Annotated in this window: 11 protein-coding genes; 8 read left to right on the forward strand and 3 right to left on the reverse strand. The window is 65.3% G+C overall.

The genetic code is table 11. The annotated features are described in order from the left end of the window. Positions 1 to 88: 88 nt before the first annotated feature. Entirely contained in the window at positions 89 to 787 is a 699-nt protein-coding gene (locus BMY53_RS10760; RefSeq protein ID WP_092946366.1) for a transglutaminase-like cysteine peptidase, read from the forward strand. Between the two features lie 52 nt (positions 788 to 839). Further along, positions 840 to 2,768 (forward strand): bifunctional diguanylate cyclase/phosphodiesterase, encoded by a 1,929-nt coding sequence (locus BMY53_RS10765; RefSeq protein WP_092946368.1) that lies wholly within the window; start codon positions 840 to 842, stop codon positions 2,766 to 2,768. A 411-nt stretch (positions 2,769 to 3,179) separates the two neighbouring features. On the opposite strand, the gene BMY53_RS10770 is transcribed toward BMY53_RS10765, so the two are convergent. Then, complete coding sequence (locus BMY53_RS10770; protein WP_092946370.1) at positions 3,180 to 3,728, reverse strand: NUDIX hydrolase; 549 nt, start codon at positions 3,726 to 3,728, stop codon at positions 3,180 to 3,182. 41 nt (positions 3,729 to 3,769) lie between these two features. Between BMY53_RS10770 and pgeF the strand changes: the two genes are divergently transcribed. Then, positions 3,770 to 4,546 (forward strand): peptidoglycan editing factor PgeF, encoded by a 777-nt coding sequence (pgeF, locus tag BMY53_RS10775; RefSeq protein WP_092946372.1) that lies wholly within the window; start codon positions 3,770 to 3,772, stop codon positions 4,544 to 4,546. 301 nt (positions 4,547 to 4,847) lie between these two features. Here the strand turns inward: pgeF and BMY53_RS10780 are convergent, their stop codons facing one another. After that, on the reverse strand, positions 4,848 to 5,132 hold the full coding sequence (locus BMY53_RS10780; RefSeq protein ID WP_177200824.1) for a hypothetical protein: 285 nt from the start codon (positions 5,130 to 5,132) through the stop codon (positions 4,848 to 4,850). Positions 5,133 to 5,831: 699 nt separating this feature from the next. Between BMY53_RS10780 and phaC the strand changes: the two genes are divergently transcribed. The 3 genes from phaC to phbB all read left to right on the forward strand — a co-directional run bounded on the left by phaC (position 5,832) and on the right by phbB (position 9,614). Then, positions 5,832 to 7,469, forward strand: a complete 1,638-nt coding sequence (phaC, locus tag BMY53_RS10785) for a class I poly(R)-hydroxyalkanoic acid synthase (protein ID WP_092946585.1) — start codon at positions 5,832 to 5,834, stop codon at positions 7,467 to 7,469. A gap of 65 nt (positions 7,470 to 7,534) precedes the next feature. Beyond that, positions 7,535 to 8,722 carry an acetyl-CoA C-acetyltransferase gene (locus tag BMY53_RS10790; RefSeq protein ID WP_092946374.1) on the forward strand — a complete coding sequence of 396 codons (1,188 nt, stop codon included), beginning with the start codon at positions 7,535 to 7,537 and terminating at the stop codon, positions 8,720 to 8,722. A gap of 154 nt (positions 8,723 to 8,876) precedes the next feature. Beyond that, positions 8,877 to 9,614, forward strand: a complete 738-nt coding sequence (gene phbB, locus BMY53_RS10795) for an acetoacetyl-CoA reductase (protein ID WP_092946376.1) — start codon at positions 8,877 to 8,879, stop codon at positions 9,612 to 9,614. A 91-nt stretch (positions 9,615 to 9,705) separates the two neighbouring features. Here phbB and BMY53_RS10800 read toward each other — a convergent pair whose 3' ends face one another. Next, positions 9,706 to 10,509 (reverse strand): IclR family transcriptional regulator domain-containing protein, encoded by an 804-nt coding sequence (locus BMY53_RS10800; RefSeq protein ID WP_177200825.1) that lies wholly within the window; start codon positions 10,507 to 10,509, stop codon positions 9,706 to 9,708. 84 nt (positions 10,510 to 10,593) lie between these two features. Here BMY53_RS10800 and BMY53_RS10805 point away from each other — a divergent pair, with 84 nt between their 5' ends. Both BMY53_RS10805 and BMY53_RS10810 read left to right on the forward strand, forming a co-directional pair. After that, on the forward strand, positions 10,594 to 11,406 hold the full coding sequence (locus BMY53_RS10805; protein ID WP_092946380.1) for a TIGR00266 family protein: 813 nt from the start codon (positions 10,594 to 10,596) through the stop codon (positions 11,404 to 11,406). Positions 11,407 to 11,910: 504 nt separating this feature from the next. Then, positions 11,911 to 12,993, forward strand: a complete 1,083-nt coding sequence (locus tag BMY53_RS10810; protein WP_143074026.1) for a YncE family protein — start codon at positions 11,911 to 11,913, stop codon at positions 12,991 to 12,993. Positions 12,994 to 13,017: the final 24 nt, after the last annotated feature.

The following is a 13,017-nucleotide window of genomic DNA, read 5'->3' on the forward strand; positions in this document are numbered from 1 at the left end:
GCGGGGCAGCTGCGGCAAATTGCCGCTTGTCCCCGGTCTCGTCACGGTTCGTCCTGGGATACCTTCTGACACAGATACATTGCAGCGCATGCGCCCGCCGCATTTTTCCTTCCTGCTTCATCCCCTGGACCGGGCCCGTCGGGTGCTGGGGGTGCTGGCCTGCCTGGCTGCGCTGGGGACCACCTTGTGGTCCGAAGGGGCCCGAGCCTGGGACCGGGACAAGCTGGAGGAATCTGCCGCTGCGCGGTCACCGCGCACTTTGGTCGAAATGCGCGCCATGTTGCAGATGGTTCAGCGAGCGGCGGCCGTTCCCGAAGAGCGTCAGCGACTCACAGTCATCAACAACTTTTTCAATCAGCGCATCGCCTTCCGGGATGACACGGAGGTGTGGGGTGTGATCGACTACTGGGCCACGCCGCTGGAGCTGTTGGACAAGGGGCGGGGTGATTGCGAGGACTACGCCATCGCCAAATATATGAGCCTGCTGGCGGCGGGGGTGCCGCAGGCGCGGTTGCGGATGGTGTACGTGAGGGCGCAGTTCCAGGGGCGCAGTCAGGCCCACATGGTGCTTGCGTACTATCCGCAGCCGGACGCTGAGCCGCTGATTCTGGACAATATCAATCCGGAGATCCGTGCGGCGTCTCAACGCGGTGACCTGACCCCCGTGTTCAGCTTCAACGGCGAGGGGTTGTGGACCGGCGTGGGCGCCACCACGGCGGGCAATCCGCTGGTGCGGCTGTCCCTGTGGCGGGATTTGCTGGCGCGGGCCAAGGAGGAGGGTTTCTGATGATGGTGAGACAGAGCGGAAAAGCCGTCGGAGTCAGGGGAGAATCGACGACATGTCCCTGATTCGACAAATCTGGTGCCTGGTGCTGGGCGCGGTGTTGGCGTCTGTGCTGGGCGGCGTGGCCGTGAGCACATGGTCGCTGCGCGAGCTGCTGCAAACCCAGGCGCAACTCAAGAACAACGACAACGCCAATGCGTTGGCCCTGGCGCTTTCCCAGCAGAAGGGGGACGCGGAGCTGATGTCACTGCTGATCTCGGCGCAGTTTGACGCCGGTGCCTACGACAGCGTGCGCTGGCGCAATGCGCAGGGCAAGGCCGTGTTCGAACGCCATCTGGAGACCCCACAGGTGGCGCAGGCGCCGGGCTGGTTTGTGGCCTTGCTGCCGCTGCGCGTGGCACCGGGCCTGGCCAAGGTGTCCGACGGCTGGCGGGCCGTGGGGGAGGTGGAGGTGCGTGGGCAGACCGCCTATGTGCATGAGGCCTTGTGGAAGGCCAGCCTGAGTTCGGCCTTGTGGCTGCTGCTGGTGGGTGCGCTCACGGGCGTGGCCGCCTTTGTGGTGCTGACCCGCCTGCGTCGTCCGCTGGACACGGCTGTGCGCCAGGCCGAGGGGGTGACCGAAGGCCGGTTCGAGACGGTGCTGGAGCCCCAGGTACCGGAGATGCGCAAGCTCACCAGTGCCATGAACACGATGGTGGTGCGCACTCGTCAGATGTTTGAAGCGCAGGCGGAGCAGTTGCGGACGCTGCACCATCAGTTGCTGTGTGATGAGCTGACCGGGCTGTCCCATCGCCGGCAGTTTGTGGCGGAGCTCAGTTCGGCGCTGGAGCGCGACGATGGGCCGTTGCGGGCCGGGCTGGTGCTGTTGCGCCTGAAGGATCTGCAGGGGCTGAACCAGCGTCTGGGCCATGGTGGCACCGACCAGGCGCTGTTGGCGATGGCGCAGGCGCTGCGGGTCTATCCGGAGCAGGTGCGTGGCTGCCTGGCCGGCCGCCTGAATGGCTCGGACTTCGCCCTGTGGCTGCCGGCACCGAAGGTGGTGGGCGATACGGCCCACGCGTTGGCTGACGCGCTGCGTGCCGGGTTGCAGGGGGTGGATCCCGGCATTGGGGTGGCGCTGGGGGCGGTGGAACTGCCCCGCGACCAACCCATGAGTGCCTGGTTTGCCGCCGCCGATGCGGCACTGGCCCGGGCCGAGCAGGGGGAGGGCGTGGTGCTCGAACTGCGTCAGGCGCCGCCGTCCGATGAAGTGGCCCAGGGCGAGCGTGCCTGGCGGGCGCTGATTTCCGATGCGCTGGCGCAGCAGCGCAGCCGTCTGCTCGAATTCCCGCTGATTGGCCGCGAGCGTCAGGTGTTGCATCTGGAGTGCCCGCTGCAGCTCAAGCTGAACCCGCTGGGCGAGTTCGAGCCGGCCGCGCGCTGGTTGCCGCTGGCCTTGCGCCACCGGCTGAGTGCCGAGGCGGACCTGCAGGCATTGGCCTTGGCGTTGGCGGCGGTGCAACATGACCAGCGGGCCCGCTGCGTGAATGTGGCGCCGGCTTCGCTGAACGATGGCAGCTTTGTGGCGCGGGCGCGCGAGCTGGTCCAGGCGGCGCCGGCGGCGGTGCGGCGGCTGATCGGGCTGGAGCTGGCTGAGCCGGCAGCGGTGCAGCATTTCGAGGCGCTGCAGGAGCTGGGGCGGCAGTTGCGGCCGCTGGGCGTTCAGCTGGGGCTGGAGCACGCGGGGGCCGGGCTGGCGCAGATCGATCGTCTGTTCCAGGCGGGGCTGGATTACGTGAAGCTGGACAGTTCGGTGGTGTCGGGCATCTCGGCCGATGCGGGCCGCGCTGCCTTTGTGCGTAGCCTGGTGGTGATGCTGCGCAGCCTGGCGCTGAAGGTATATGCCGAAGGCGTGACGGATGCGCTGGATGCGCAGGCGTTGTGGGACTGCGAGCTGGATGGGATCACGGGGCCATGGGCTTCGGCGCAGGACATCAAGCCCTGAGCTTCCAGCATCAAGCGTTGCAATGGGAAAGCGCTGCTCGTGCCAGTACTTAATCGTGAAGCACCTCGGTTTGGAAAGTGATGGGTCGGGGGGTATTTGCGTAAGTATTAGGGGGAGCCCCGGAGGGGCGGAGGACATGGAGCAAATACCCCCCGGCCCATCACTTTCCAGGCATGCCTAGGGAAGGCGCCCTCCTGTCCCGCTCCGCGGGCCATTCCATTCTTGACTTACGGAAAAGGGCACCGGACCGTCACCTTCCCCCACCGAGGACTGCACCGGGTTCAACCAGCGCTCTTCGAGAGGACAGCGATCTCGCATCGTGATTGACCGGGACATCACTGGCCTCATTGAGGACTTCGAGGGGGCGACCTGTCTTGTCTGAAGGCGGTGATGTCCGTTGGTGAACCGGGGTCAGGCAATATCCGCTGTGTGCAGCGGGAAACCCTTGTTGGTGCGGCGATCTTCGAAGAAGCGCTCGAGGGTGTAGCGGACCGTGTGGAAGGAAAGCTCCTCCCAAGGAATCTCGTGTTCGTGGAAGAGCTTGGCTTCCAACGTCTCCGGGCCAGGATTGAACACCGGACTGAGCATGCGGGCACGGTAAAAAAGATGAACCTGCCCCACACGAACCACGTTCAGGATGCAATACAGGTCCTGCAGCTCAATGCCTGCACCCGCCTCTTCATCAGTTTCCCGCGCGGCGCCCTGCGCCAAGGTTTCACCCAGTTCCATGAAACCCGCCGGCAAGGTCCATTTGCCCAGACGCGGCTCAATGGCCCGACGGCACAGCAAGACCTGCTCGCCCCACACAGGCAGGGTCCCCACCACGTTCAGCGGGTTCTCATACTGAATGGTGCCGCAGACGGTGCAAGTGGCCCGCTCACGATTGTCGTCAGCCGGGATGCGGTACTCGATCTGGCCGCCGCAAACGGGGCAGTGCTGGAAGCGCCGGGTTTGGAACATGGCCCGCAGTGTAGCGGGAGGCGCATGGCATCATCCCCCGCATGGAACTTCATGACTGGTTGCGTCCGGACTGGACCGCCCCACAGGCCCACGCCTTCATGACCACCCGCGCAGGCGGCGTCAGCAAGGACGGCTTCCACAGCCTGAATCTGGGCCGATCCGTCGGCGACACCCCGTCCGCCGTGGCCGAGAACCGGCGTCGCGTGGCAGCGGCCATCGGCGCCACCCCCGTTTTCCTGAAACAGGTGCACGGCAACAAGGTCCTGACACTCGAACCCGCCTACGCCACACCCGGCGCCGACCCCGAACCCGCCGACGCCAGCATCAGCCTGGACCCCACCCTGGCCTGCGCGGTCATGGTGGCCGATTGCCTGCCCGTGCTGTTCGCCACCGCGCGCGGTGTCGGCGCCGCCCACGCCGGCTGGCGCGGGCTGTCCAGCGGTGTCCTGGAAAACACTGTCCAGGTCCTGTGCGAGACCACCGGCTGCGATCCGGATCAGATCCAGGCCTGGATGGGCGCAAGCATCGGCCCCCAAGCCTTCGAAGTCGGTGCCGACGTGCTGCAGGCCTTCGGCGTTGAACCCCAGCCCCGCGACCAGCCCCTCTTCCGCTTCCAACCCAACACCGCTGGCGAACCCCGGTGGCGCGCCGATCTCTACGGCCTGGCCCGGCAACGCCTCACGCAGGCCGGCCTACGCCAGGTGTACGGTGGCGGCTGGTGTACGTTCAGCGAGCCGTCGCGCTTTTTTTCCTATCGCCATGAGCAGGTGGATGGACGCCCCGGCGGCCGCATGGCAGCCGTGATCCGGCTGCGTTGAACGCTTCCTGTCTGGGGCGACTGCCGCCAGTCTGGGGCTGACCTTTCCGCCCAACCCTCGGCCGCGACCATGCCGCCTCAGCCTGTGGCGGCACGACGCTTGATGGGCCGCATGGGCCCCCTCAGCCTCAAAGCCTCACTGCCTTTTCGCCCCAAGTGCCTCTCAGGCGTCCGGCAGCTCCGTGTCAGCGACAACGGATGCCGACGTCACTTCAACGTTTAGTTCAGGCCTTACGTCGGCCTTTACTTCGGCTTTCCTTCGGCTTTTACTCCGGCTTTTACTCCGGCTTTTACTTCGGCTTTTACTTCGGCCTTTCTTCAGCAGTCACTTCGGACGTCACTTCGTCCCCTACCGCGGCATTCAGGTCGGCATCCCCGTGGGTAGTCGGCTCCCCTTGCGCCTGCGCCCGCCGGCGCGCTTCTCGCCGACGCGGCGCTCCCATCACGTACAGCACGATGGACAGCGGAAGCACCCCATACAGCACGAAGGTGACCAGGGCGCCCAGCACCGTGCCCTGCGGGTTCATGGCCTCGGCCGCCGCCATCATGAGCACCACATACATCCATCCGATGGCTACAAGGTACATGCGATATCAAAGTCTGGGCACGTCGTGCGAACCGGCTTGAACAAGCGCTGGTACGACATCGTCACGCGGGGGTAAGCTGGGAGCGCTACAAAGCACTTGAGCATATGCGAAGCACACGCTGTCGTTACACGCAGTTGCTGTGGCAAGCTTCTTGCTCAGGCCAGAACGAGGAGACCTATGAGCGATTTGCCTGCTGCCCGCACCCGTGGGGGTGCCGGTCGTCCGACCCGTGATGCCGGTGCCGCGCGTGCGGCCGCCGGTGGCCAGGCTGCCGGCGTCAAGGCGCCAAGGACAAGGATGGGTGCAGCGAAGACCGCTGACGTCAAGACGTCTGCGAAGGCATCTGCCAAGCCCTCTTCCAAAGCGCCCGTGAAGGCAACGACCAAAGCATCGACCAAAGCATCGACCAAAGCGTCTTCAAGATCGTCTACCAAAGCGCCCCAGGCGAAAGCGTCCAGAGCGCCCCAGGCGAAAGCGCCTAAAGCGCCCAAAGCGCCCAAAGCGCCCAAAGCGCCCAATGGCGCCGCGCCCCACGCCACCGCTACCGGCGCGAGTGCATCAGATAGGAGGGCTTCCTCGACGAGCGCTTTTGGCGCCCACGGCTTCGGCGCCAAGGCCAGCCATGGTGCCCCCGATCTCTCCGACTTCCACCACCTCGCCTCGCATGTGACCGAGGCCGTCAGCGGCCTGAACCAGCACATGGCCCAGGCGCTGCAGCAGTTCCAGTCGCTGCAGATCCCCAGCGACACCTGGCAGCAACTGCAGCAGGACTACCTGGGCCAGGCCAGCGCGCTCTGGAACCAGGCCCTGCAGGAGCCTCACGACGGCCGGCCCATCGACCTGGCACCCCTGCGCGACAAACGCTTTGCCGACCCGTCCTGGAACAGCAACCGGCTCTCCCATTTCAGCGCAGAGCTGTACCTGCTCAATGCCCGCACCCTGCAGCGCATGGCCGAACAGGTGGCCGGAGACACCAAGACGCGGGCACGGCTTCGCTTCGCCGTGCAGCAGTTCATCGAGGCCGCCGCACCCAGCAATTTCCTGGCGCTGAATCCCGAGGCGCTGCAACGCGCGCTGAACACGCAGGGCGAAAGCATCGCCCGCGGCGTGCAGCAACTGCTGGCGGACCTGCAGCGCGGGCATGTGTCCCAGACGGACGAAAGCGCCTTCGAGGTGGGCCGCAACGTGGCCACCACCGAAGGCCATGTGGTGTTCGAGAACGAGTGGTTCCAGCTGCTGGAATACAAGCCGCTGACCACCGAGGTGCATGAGCGGCCACTGCTGATGGTGCCGCCCTGCATCAACAAGTACTACATCCTCGACCTGCAGCCGGAGAACTCGCTGATCCGCCATGCCGTGGCGCAGGGCCATCGCACCTTTGTGGTGAGCTGGCGCAACCCCGATGCCGCCTGCGTGCACTGGACCTGGGACGACTACATCGATCGCGCCGCCATCAAGGCCATCGAAGTGGTGCAGGCCATCGGCGGCAGCAAGACGATCAACACGCTGGGCTTTTGCGTCGGCGGCACCATCCTGGCAACAGCCTTGTCGGTGCTGGCCGCACGCGGGGAGCAGCCCGCCGCCAGCGTGACGCTGCTGACCACGCTGATCGACTTCGAGAACAACGGGGTGCTGGACCTGTTCGTGGATGAAGCAGCCGTGCAGATGCGAGAGCTCACCATCGGCGCACAGGCACCCAACGGGCCGGGGCTGCTTCACGGGCAACAACTCGCCTCCACCTTCAGCATGCTCCGCCCCAACGACCTGCTCTGGAACTATGTGGTGGGCAACTACCTGAAGGGAGAGCCCCCCACGGCCTTCGACCTGCTGTACTGGAATGGCGACGCCACCAACCTGCCAGGCCCGATGTATTGCTGGTACCTGCGCCACACCTATCTCCAGAACGACCTCAAGCATCCCGGCCGCCTGACCGTGGCCGGAGCGCCCGTGGACCTGCGGGCCATCACGGCGCCAGTCTATATCTACGGTTCGCGGGAAGATCACATCGTGCCCTGGGAAGCGGCCTACCGCAGCACCCAGGTGTTCACCGGCAAGAAGCGGTTCATACTGGGTGCGTCGGGTCACATCGCCGGTGTGATCAATCCCCCGTCCAAGAACAAGCGCAGCCACTGGATCGGCAAGGGCACGGCACTGCCGGCCCAGCCGCAGCAATGGCTGGCTGCTGCCACGGAACATCCCGGCAGCTGGTGGACCGACTGGTCCGCCTGGCTGGCCGGCCATGCGGGCGGCTGGAAGCCGGCGCCTCAGGTGCCCGGCCGCGGCCCGTATCAAGCCATCGAACCGGCGCCAGGCCGCTACGTGAAGGAACGGGCCTGAGCCCGCCTCTGGCACGCGACGCTTTCGCCATTCTTTGCAGGACCCCCGTCACAGGAGAGTGAAACATGAGCACACCGCAGGACATCGTCATCGTCGCGGCAACGCGCACCCCCATCGGCAAATTTGGCGGCTCGCTGGCCAAGATCCCCGCCAGTGACCTGGGCGCCCTGGTCATCCAGGAGCTGCTGCGGCGCAGCGGGCTGCAGGCAGACCAGATCCAGGAAGTGATCCTGGGGCAGGTGCTGCAGGCCGGCACAGGACAGAACCCCGCCCGGCAGGCGGTGATCAAGGCGGGCCTGCCGGTGACGGTGCCGGCGATGACCATCAACAAGGTGTGCGGCTCAGGGCTGAAGGCGGTGATGCTGGCCACGCAGGCCATCCGTGACGGCGATTCGGACATCGTGATCGCCGGCGGGCAGGAGAGCATGAGCCTGGCCCCGCATGTGCTGCCCAATTCCCGCGATGGCCAGCGCATGGGCGACTGGAAGCTGGTGGACACCATGATCAACGACGGCCTGTGGGACGCCTTCAACCAGTACCACATGGGCATCACCGCCGAGAACGTGGCCAAGGAGCATCACGTGACGCGCAGCCAGCAGGACGAGCTGGCATTGGCCAGCCAGCAGAAGGCCGCCGCCGCGCAGGACGGCGGTCGCTTTGTGGCGGAGATCGTGCCGGTGCAGATCCCGCAGAAAAAGGGCGACCCAGTGGTGTTCTCCGCGGATGAGTTCATCAACCGCAAGACCAGTGCCGAAGCGCTGGCGGGGCTGCGGCCAGCGTTTGACAAGGCCGGGTCGGTAACGGCCGGCAATGCCTCCGGGCTGAACGACGGCGCCGCCGGCCTGCTGGTGATGAGCGCGGCCAAGGCCCGTGAGTTGAAGCTGGAACCGCTGGCACGCGTCGCCTCCTACGCCAGCGTCGGGGTGGACCCGGCCACGATGGGCATCGGGCCGGTGCCCGCGTCGAAGAAGGCCCTTCAGCGGGCCGGGTGGCAGCCCAAGGACCTGGACCTGCTGGAAATCAATGAGGCTTTTGCGGCCCAGGCATGTGCGGTCCACCAGCAGATGGGGTGGGACACGAGCAAGGTGAACGTGAACGGCGGCGCCATCGCGTTGGGCCACCCGATCGGGGCGTCCGGGGCACGGATCCTGGTGACGCTGCTGCACGAGATGATCAAGCGGGATGCGAAGAAGGGTATTGCGAGCCTGTGCATCGGCGGCGGGATGGGCGTGGCGCTTTGTCTTGAGCGTTGAGCCGGCCCGTTGAGCCGTGCAGTGCTTTGCGGCTGACGGGGTGCCGGTGAGGGTGGCTGTTGAACGTTCGATGATCCAGCGCGTCTAGTGAGGTTTAAAGCAGCTTTCCCGGCGAGACGCGTGCGTTGGGGCGGCGTAAAAGGAGACGATCGAAATGACTCAGAAAATTGCGTATGTGACCGGCGGCATGGGTGGGATCGGTACGTCGATCTGCCAGAAGCTGTTCAAGGACGGGTTCAAGGTGATCGCCGGCTGTGGTCCCAGCCGCGACCACGCGAAGTGGCTGGGCGAGCAAGAAGCGCTCGGTTATCAGTTCTTCGCATCCGTGGGCAACGTGGCGAACTGGGAATCCACCGTGGCTGCGTTCGAGAAATCGATCGCCGAGCACGGTCCCGTGGATGTGCTGGTGAACAACGCCGGCATCACCAAGGACCGGATGTTCCTGAAAATGACCCGCGATGATTGGGACGCGGTAATCGATACCAACCTGAACAGCATGTTCAACGTGACCAAGCAGGTGGTGCCCGGCATGGTCGACAAGGGTTGGGGCCGGATCATCAACATCTCGTCCGTGAACGGCGAAAAAGGCCAGGTGGGGCAGACGAATTACTCCGCCGCGAAGGCCGGCATGCACGGCTTCACCATGGCGCTGGCCCAGGAACTGGCCGCCAAGGGCGTGACGGTGAATACGGTGAGCCCCGGCTACATCGGCACGGACATGGTGAAGGCCGTGCGCCCGGATGTGCTGGAAAAGATCGTTGCCCAGATCCCGGTGAAACGACTCGGCGCACCCGAGGAAATTGCTTCCATCATCGCCTGGCTGGCCAGCGACCAATCCGGCTTCACCACCGGCGCAGATTTCAGCTGCAATGGTGGCCTGCACATGGGTTGAGGCCGTGTGCCCAGCCCCCCGGGGATCCCCTCGGATCCCCGGCAGCAGAACAGTGTTTTCCGCCTGACCTCCCGGTCAGGGGCGCAGGGCGCTAGCCCTTGATCTGCAGCAGCCGGGACAGGTTCTGCGCCGTCTCCTGCAGCTTGGCCAGACCTTGCTCCAGCAGCAGCTGCGGTGAAGTGCGGCTGGTCTGGGTGCTGATGTTGATGGCCGCAATCACGCGGCCCTGGCGGCCCTGGATGGGCACCGCCAGCGAAACCAGCCCCTCTTCCAGTTCCTGGTCGAGCAGACACCAGCCCTGGTGCCTCACCTGCTCGATGGCCGCGCGCAGTTCCTCATGGCTGCGTAGCGTGTGCGGCGTGTTGGCCGACAGCGGGATCGCAGCCAGGCGCGGCTCCAGTTCCTCCGGCGGCAAGGCCGCCAGCAACACCCGGCCCAGCGAGGTGGACCAGGCCGGCAAGCGGCTGCCAACGCCCAGCGCCTCGTTGAGGATCTTGCGGGTGGGCGTGCGCATGACAAAGACGATGTCGTTGGCATCCAGCACCGCGATGGAGCAGGACTCCTTGAGCTCCGCCGTGAGCTGCAGCATCTGCGGCTCGGCAAACTGCCACAGCGGTTGCGATGAAAGATAGGCAAAACCCAGGTCAAGGATCTTGGGCGTGAGCTCAAACAGCCGCCCTTCGGCGCGCACATAGCCCAAGGTTTGCAGCGTAAGCAAGATGCGCCGGGCGCCAGCCCGGGTGAGGCCGCAGCGTTTGGCAACCTCTGTGAGCGTCTGGCGTGGAGCTTCCGCGCCAAAAGCGCGGATTACCGACAGGCCGCGTGCAAAGGACTGCACGTAGCTGTCGCCAGGCTTGAGCGAGGGATCGAGGTCTTCGCTAGGCATAGGCGTCATGTCCCCAGTATAGGAAGGTGGGCGAAACGTTAATATCCCGGCCGATAACCAGTATTAACCCAGATGAGTCTGAAGGTGAAGCAAATGGCAATGGATGTGGTGGACTTCGAAATCAAGGGCTCCGAGATGCAGTTCGTGGAGATCGAGCTGGATCCCGGCGAAGCGGCCGTCGGGGAAGCCGGCTCCATGATGTTCATGGATGCAGGAATCAGCATGGACACCGTATTCGGGGACGGGTCCGCCAACCAGGGCGGCTTCTTCGGCAAGCTGCTGGGCGCCGGAAAGCGCCTCGTGACCGGTGAATCCCTGTTCACCACGATCTACTCCAATGAGGGACAGGGCAAGAAGCGGGTCGCCTTCGCGGCCCCTTACCCCGGCAAGATCCTCCCCATGGACTTGAGCCAGCTCGGCGGCACGCTGATCTGCCAGAAGGACGCTTTCCTATGCGCCGCCCGCGGCGTGTCCCTGGGTATCGCACTGCAACAGCGCTTGTCTACAGGCTTCTTCGGTGGTGAAGGTTTCATCATGCAGAAGCTCGATGGGGATGGACTGGCCTTCGTGCATGCCGGTGGAACGGTGGTTCGCCGCACACTCCAGCCGGGTCAGACCCTGCTGGTGGATACCGGTTGCGTGGTGGCCTACACCCCCAACGTCAGTTTTGAGATCCAGTACGTGGGCAAGATCAAGACCGCCCTGTTCGGGGGGGAGGGTTTGTTCCTGGCCAAGATGACCGGTCCCGGTGAGGTCTGGCTGCAAAGCCTGCCGTTCTCGCGCCTGGCTTCCCGCATCTTTGCCGCCGCCCCGCAACGCGGTGGCGCCCGTGAGGAAGGCTCGCTGCTGGGCGGCTTTGCCACCGGCGGCCTCCTGGGTGGCATTCTGGGCGGCGACGACGAATAAACGCCGTCCCAGCCACCCCGTTCGGCGCCGCCGTTTGTGCGATGAGCGCCGCAACAACGGGGTGCAGGCCCCGTTGTTCCAGGCAGGGCCGGCCGGCAACCCGCCTACACTTGAGGGCAGCGCATGCGCTGCCTTTGTGTTTTTCAGGCCTGTCTAAGCCAGATCAACGACAGTGCGGGTCGCTGCCGTGTCGTCGCCTCCGGTGTTGAATGACGGTTGAGCGGCGTTGAGCAGGGCTTGCGCGGTGTCTGAGCGATGCCTGGGCGGTGTCTGAGCGATGTCTGGGCGATGCCTGGGCGATTGCGGGCCGCGTTTGGGCGCTGCTCGCGCCTTCGTTCGTGTCGTTCAGGCCTCGTTGTCGTCGTTGCTCACACGTCGTCGGTGCACGCTTTGACCGATGTCCAGGATTTGCCCGCTGTTGGCGGGCGGTTGTTCGACAGTTGTTCTTTTGGCGGCAATCCTTTCCAAAGGTCGGCAGCCGAGCCCACTGTTCAAGGATCTTCGATGTTGTTTTCTTCCGCGCGGCCCGCGGCCGCCGCCCTGGTCCTGTCCCTGTCCACGCTGGCCGGTGCCGCCGAGGCCAGCCAGCCCCACGCACGCACTACTCCCGCAGCACCTGCAGCATCTGCAACGCCCAAGCTGCCCGCCAGCGCACCCGTCGCCACCAGCCCGATCTTCGTGCTCAATTCGCTGGATGCCGACGTGAGCGTCATCGACCCGCGTGGTTTTCGGGAGATCAAGCGCATTCCCACCGGCAAGGAACCGCATCACCTCTACCTGACACCGGACCGCAAGACCATGGTGGTGGCCAACGCCCTGGGCGATTCGCTGACCTTCCTGGACCCGGTCACCGCCGAGGTGCAGCGCACCGTTCGCGGCATTTCCGACCCCTACCACCTGCGCTTCTCCCCTGACATGAAGTGGCTGGTGCTGGCTGGCAACCGCCTGGACCATGTGGACATCTACAAGTGGCAACCGCAGGATCAGGCGCAGCCGCTCGTACTGACCAAGCGCTTTTCCGCGCCCAAGACCCCCAGCCACCTGTCCATCGACAGCAAGAGCAGCGTGGTCTACGCCAGCATGCAAGACAGCAGCGAGCTGATGGCCATTGACCTGAACGCGCTGACCGTGCGCTGGAAGATCCCGGTCGGCAAGCTGCCCGCCGACGTCTACCTCACGCCGGACGACAAGTACCTGCTGGTGGCCCTGACCGGCGACCACTTCGTCGAGGTCTACGAGGTGGGCGGTGTGCCGCAGCCCCGTCTGGTCAAACGCATCGACACCGGCGACGGCGCTCACTCCTTCCGTGCGCTCGGTGATCGCCACCACGTGCTGGTGAGCAACCGTGCCGCCAACACCATCAGCAAGATCTCGCTGGATACCTTTACCGTGACCGATGTCATCAAGGCCCCTGGCGGCCCAGATGACATGGAAATCCTGCCCGACGGCCGCACGCTGCTGGTGACCTCCCGCTGGGCCCGCAAGCTGACCGTGATCGACCTGCAGACCAAGCAGATCCTGACCCAGGTGAAGGTGGGAAAGTCGCCACACGGGGTGTGGACGCTCGATCAGATGCCCCGTCAGTGAGGTCCTGGTGACGTCTGCCGCCTC

Source organism: Roseateles sp. YR242 (assembly GCF_900109745.1).
In the GTDB taxonomy this organism is placed as follows: domain Bacteria; phylum Pseudomonadota; class Gammaproteobacteria; order Burkholderiales; family Burkholderiaceae_C; genus Roseateles.

Excerpts from the sequence above, each read along its gene's own strand:
- BMY53_RS10760 (WP_092946366.1), top strand. The coding sequence starts at position 89 with ATGCGCCCGCCGCATTTTTCCTTCCTGCTTCATCCCCTGGACCGGGCC.
- BMY53_RS10765 (WP_092946368.1), top strand. The coding sequence starts at position 840 with ATGTCCCTGATTCGACAAATCTGGTGCCTGGTGCTGGGCGCGGTGTTG.
- BMY53_RS10770 (WP_092946370.1), bottom strand. The coding sequence starts at position 3,728 with ATGTTCCAAACCCGGCGCTTCCAGCACTGCCCCGTTTGCGGCGGCCAG.
- pgeF (WP_092946372.1), top strand. The coding sequence starts at position 3,770 with ATGGAACTTCATGACTGGTTGCGTCCGGACTGGACCGCCCCACAGGCC.
- BMY53_RS10780 (WP_177200824.1), bottom strand. The coding sequence starts at position 5,132 with ATGTACCTTGTAGCCATCGGATGGATGTATGTGGTGCTCATGATGGCG.
- phaC (WP_092946585.1), top strand. The coding sequence starts at position 5,832 with ATGGCCCAGGCGCTGCAGCAGTTCCAGTCGCTGCAGATCCCCAGCGAC.
- BMY53_RS10790 (WP_092946374.1), top strand. The coding sequence starts at position 7,535 with ATGAGCACACCGCAGGACATCGTCATCGTCGCGGCAACGCGCACCCCC.
- phbB (WP_092946376.1), top strand. The coding sequence starts at position 8,877 with ATGACTCAGAAAATTGCGTATGTGACCGGCGGCATGGGTGGGATCGGT.
- BMY53_RS10800 (WP_177200825.1), bottom strand. The coding sequence starts at position 10,509 with ATGACGCCTATGCCTAGCGAAGACCTCGATCCCTCGCTCAAGCCTGGC.
- BMY53_RS10805 (WP_092946380.1), top strand. The coding sequence starts at position 10,594 with ATGGCAATGGATGTGGTGGACTTCGAAATCAAGGGCTCCGAGATGCAG.
- BMY53_RS10810 (WP_143074026.1), top strand. The coding sequence starts at position 11,911 with ATGTTGTTTTCTTCCGCGCGGCCCGCGGCCGCCGCCCTGGTCCTGTCC.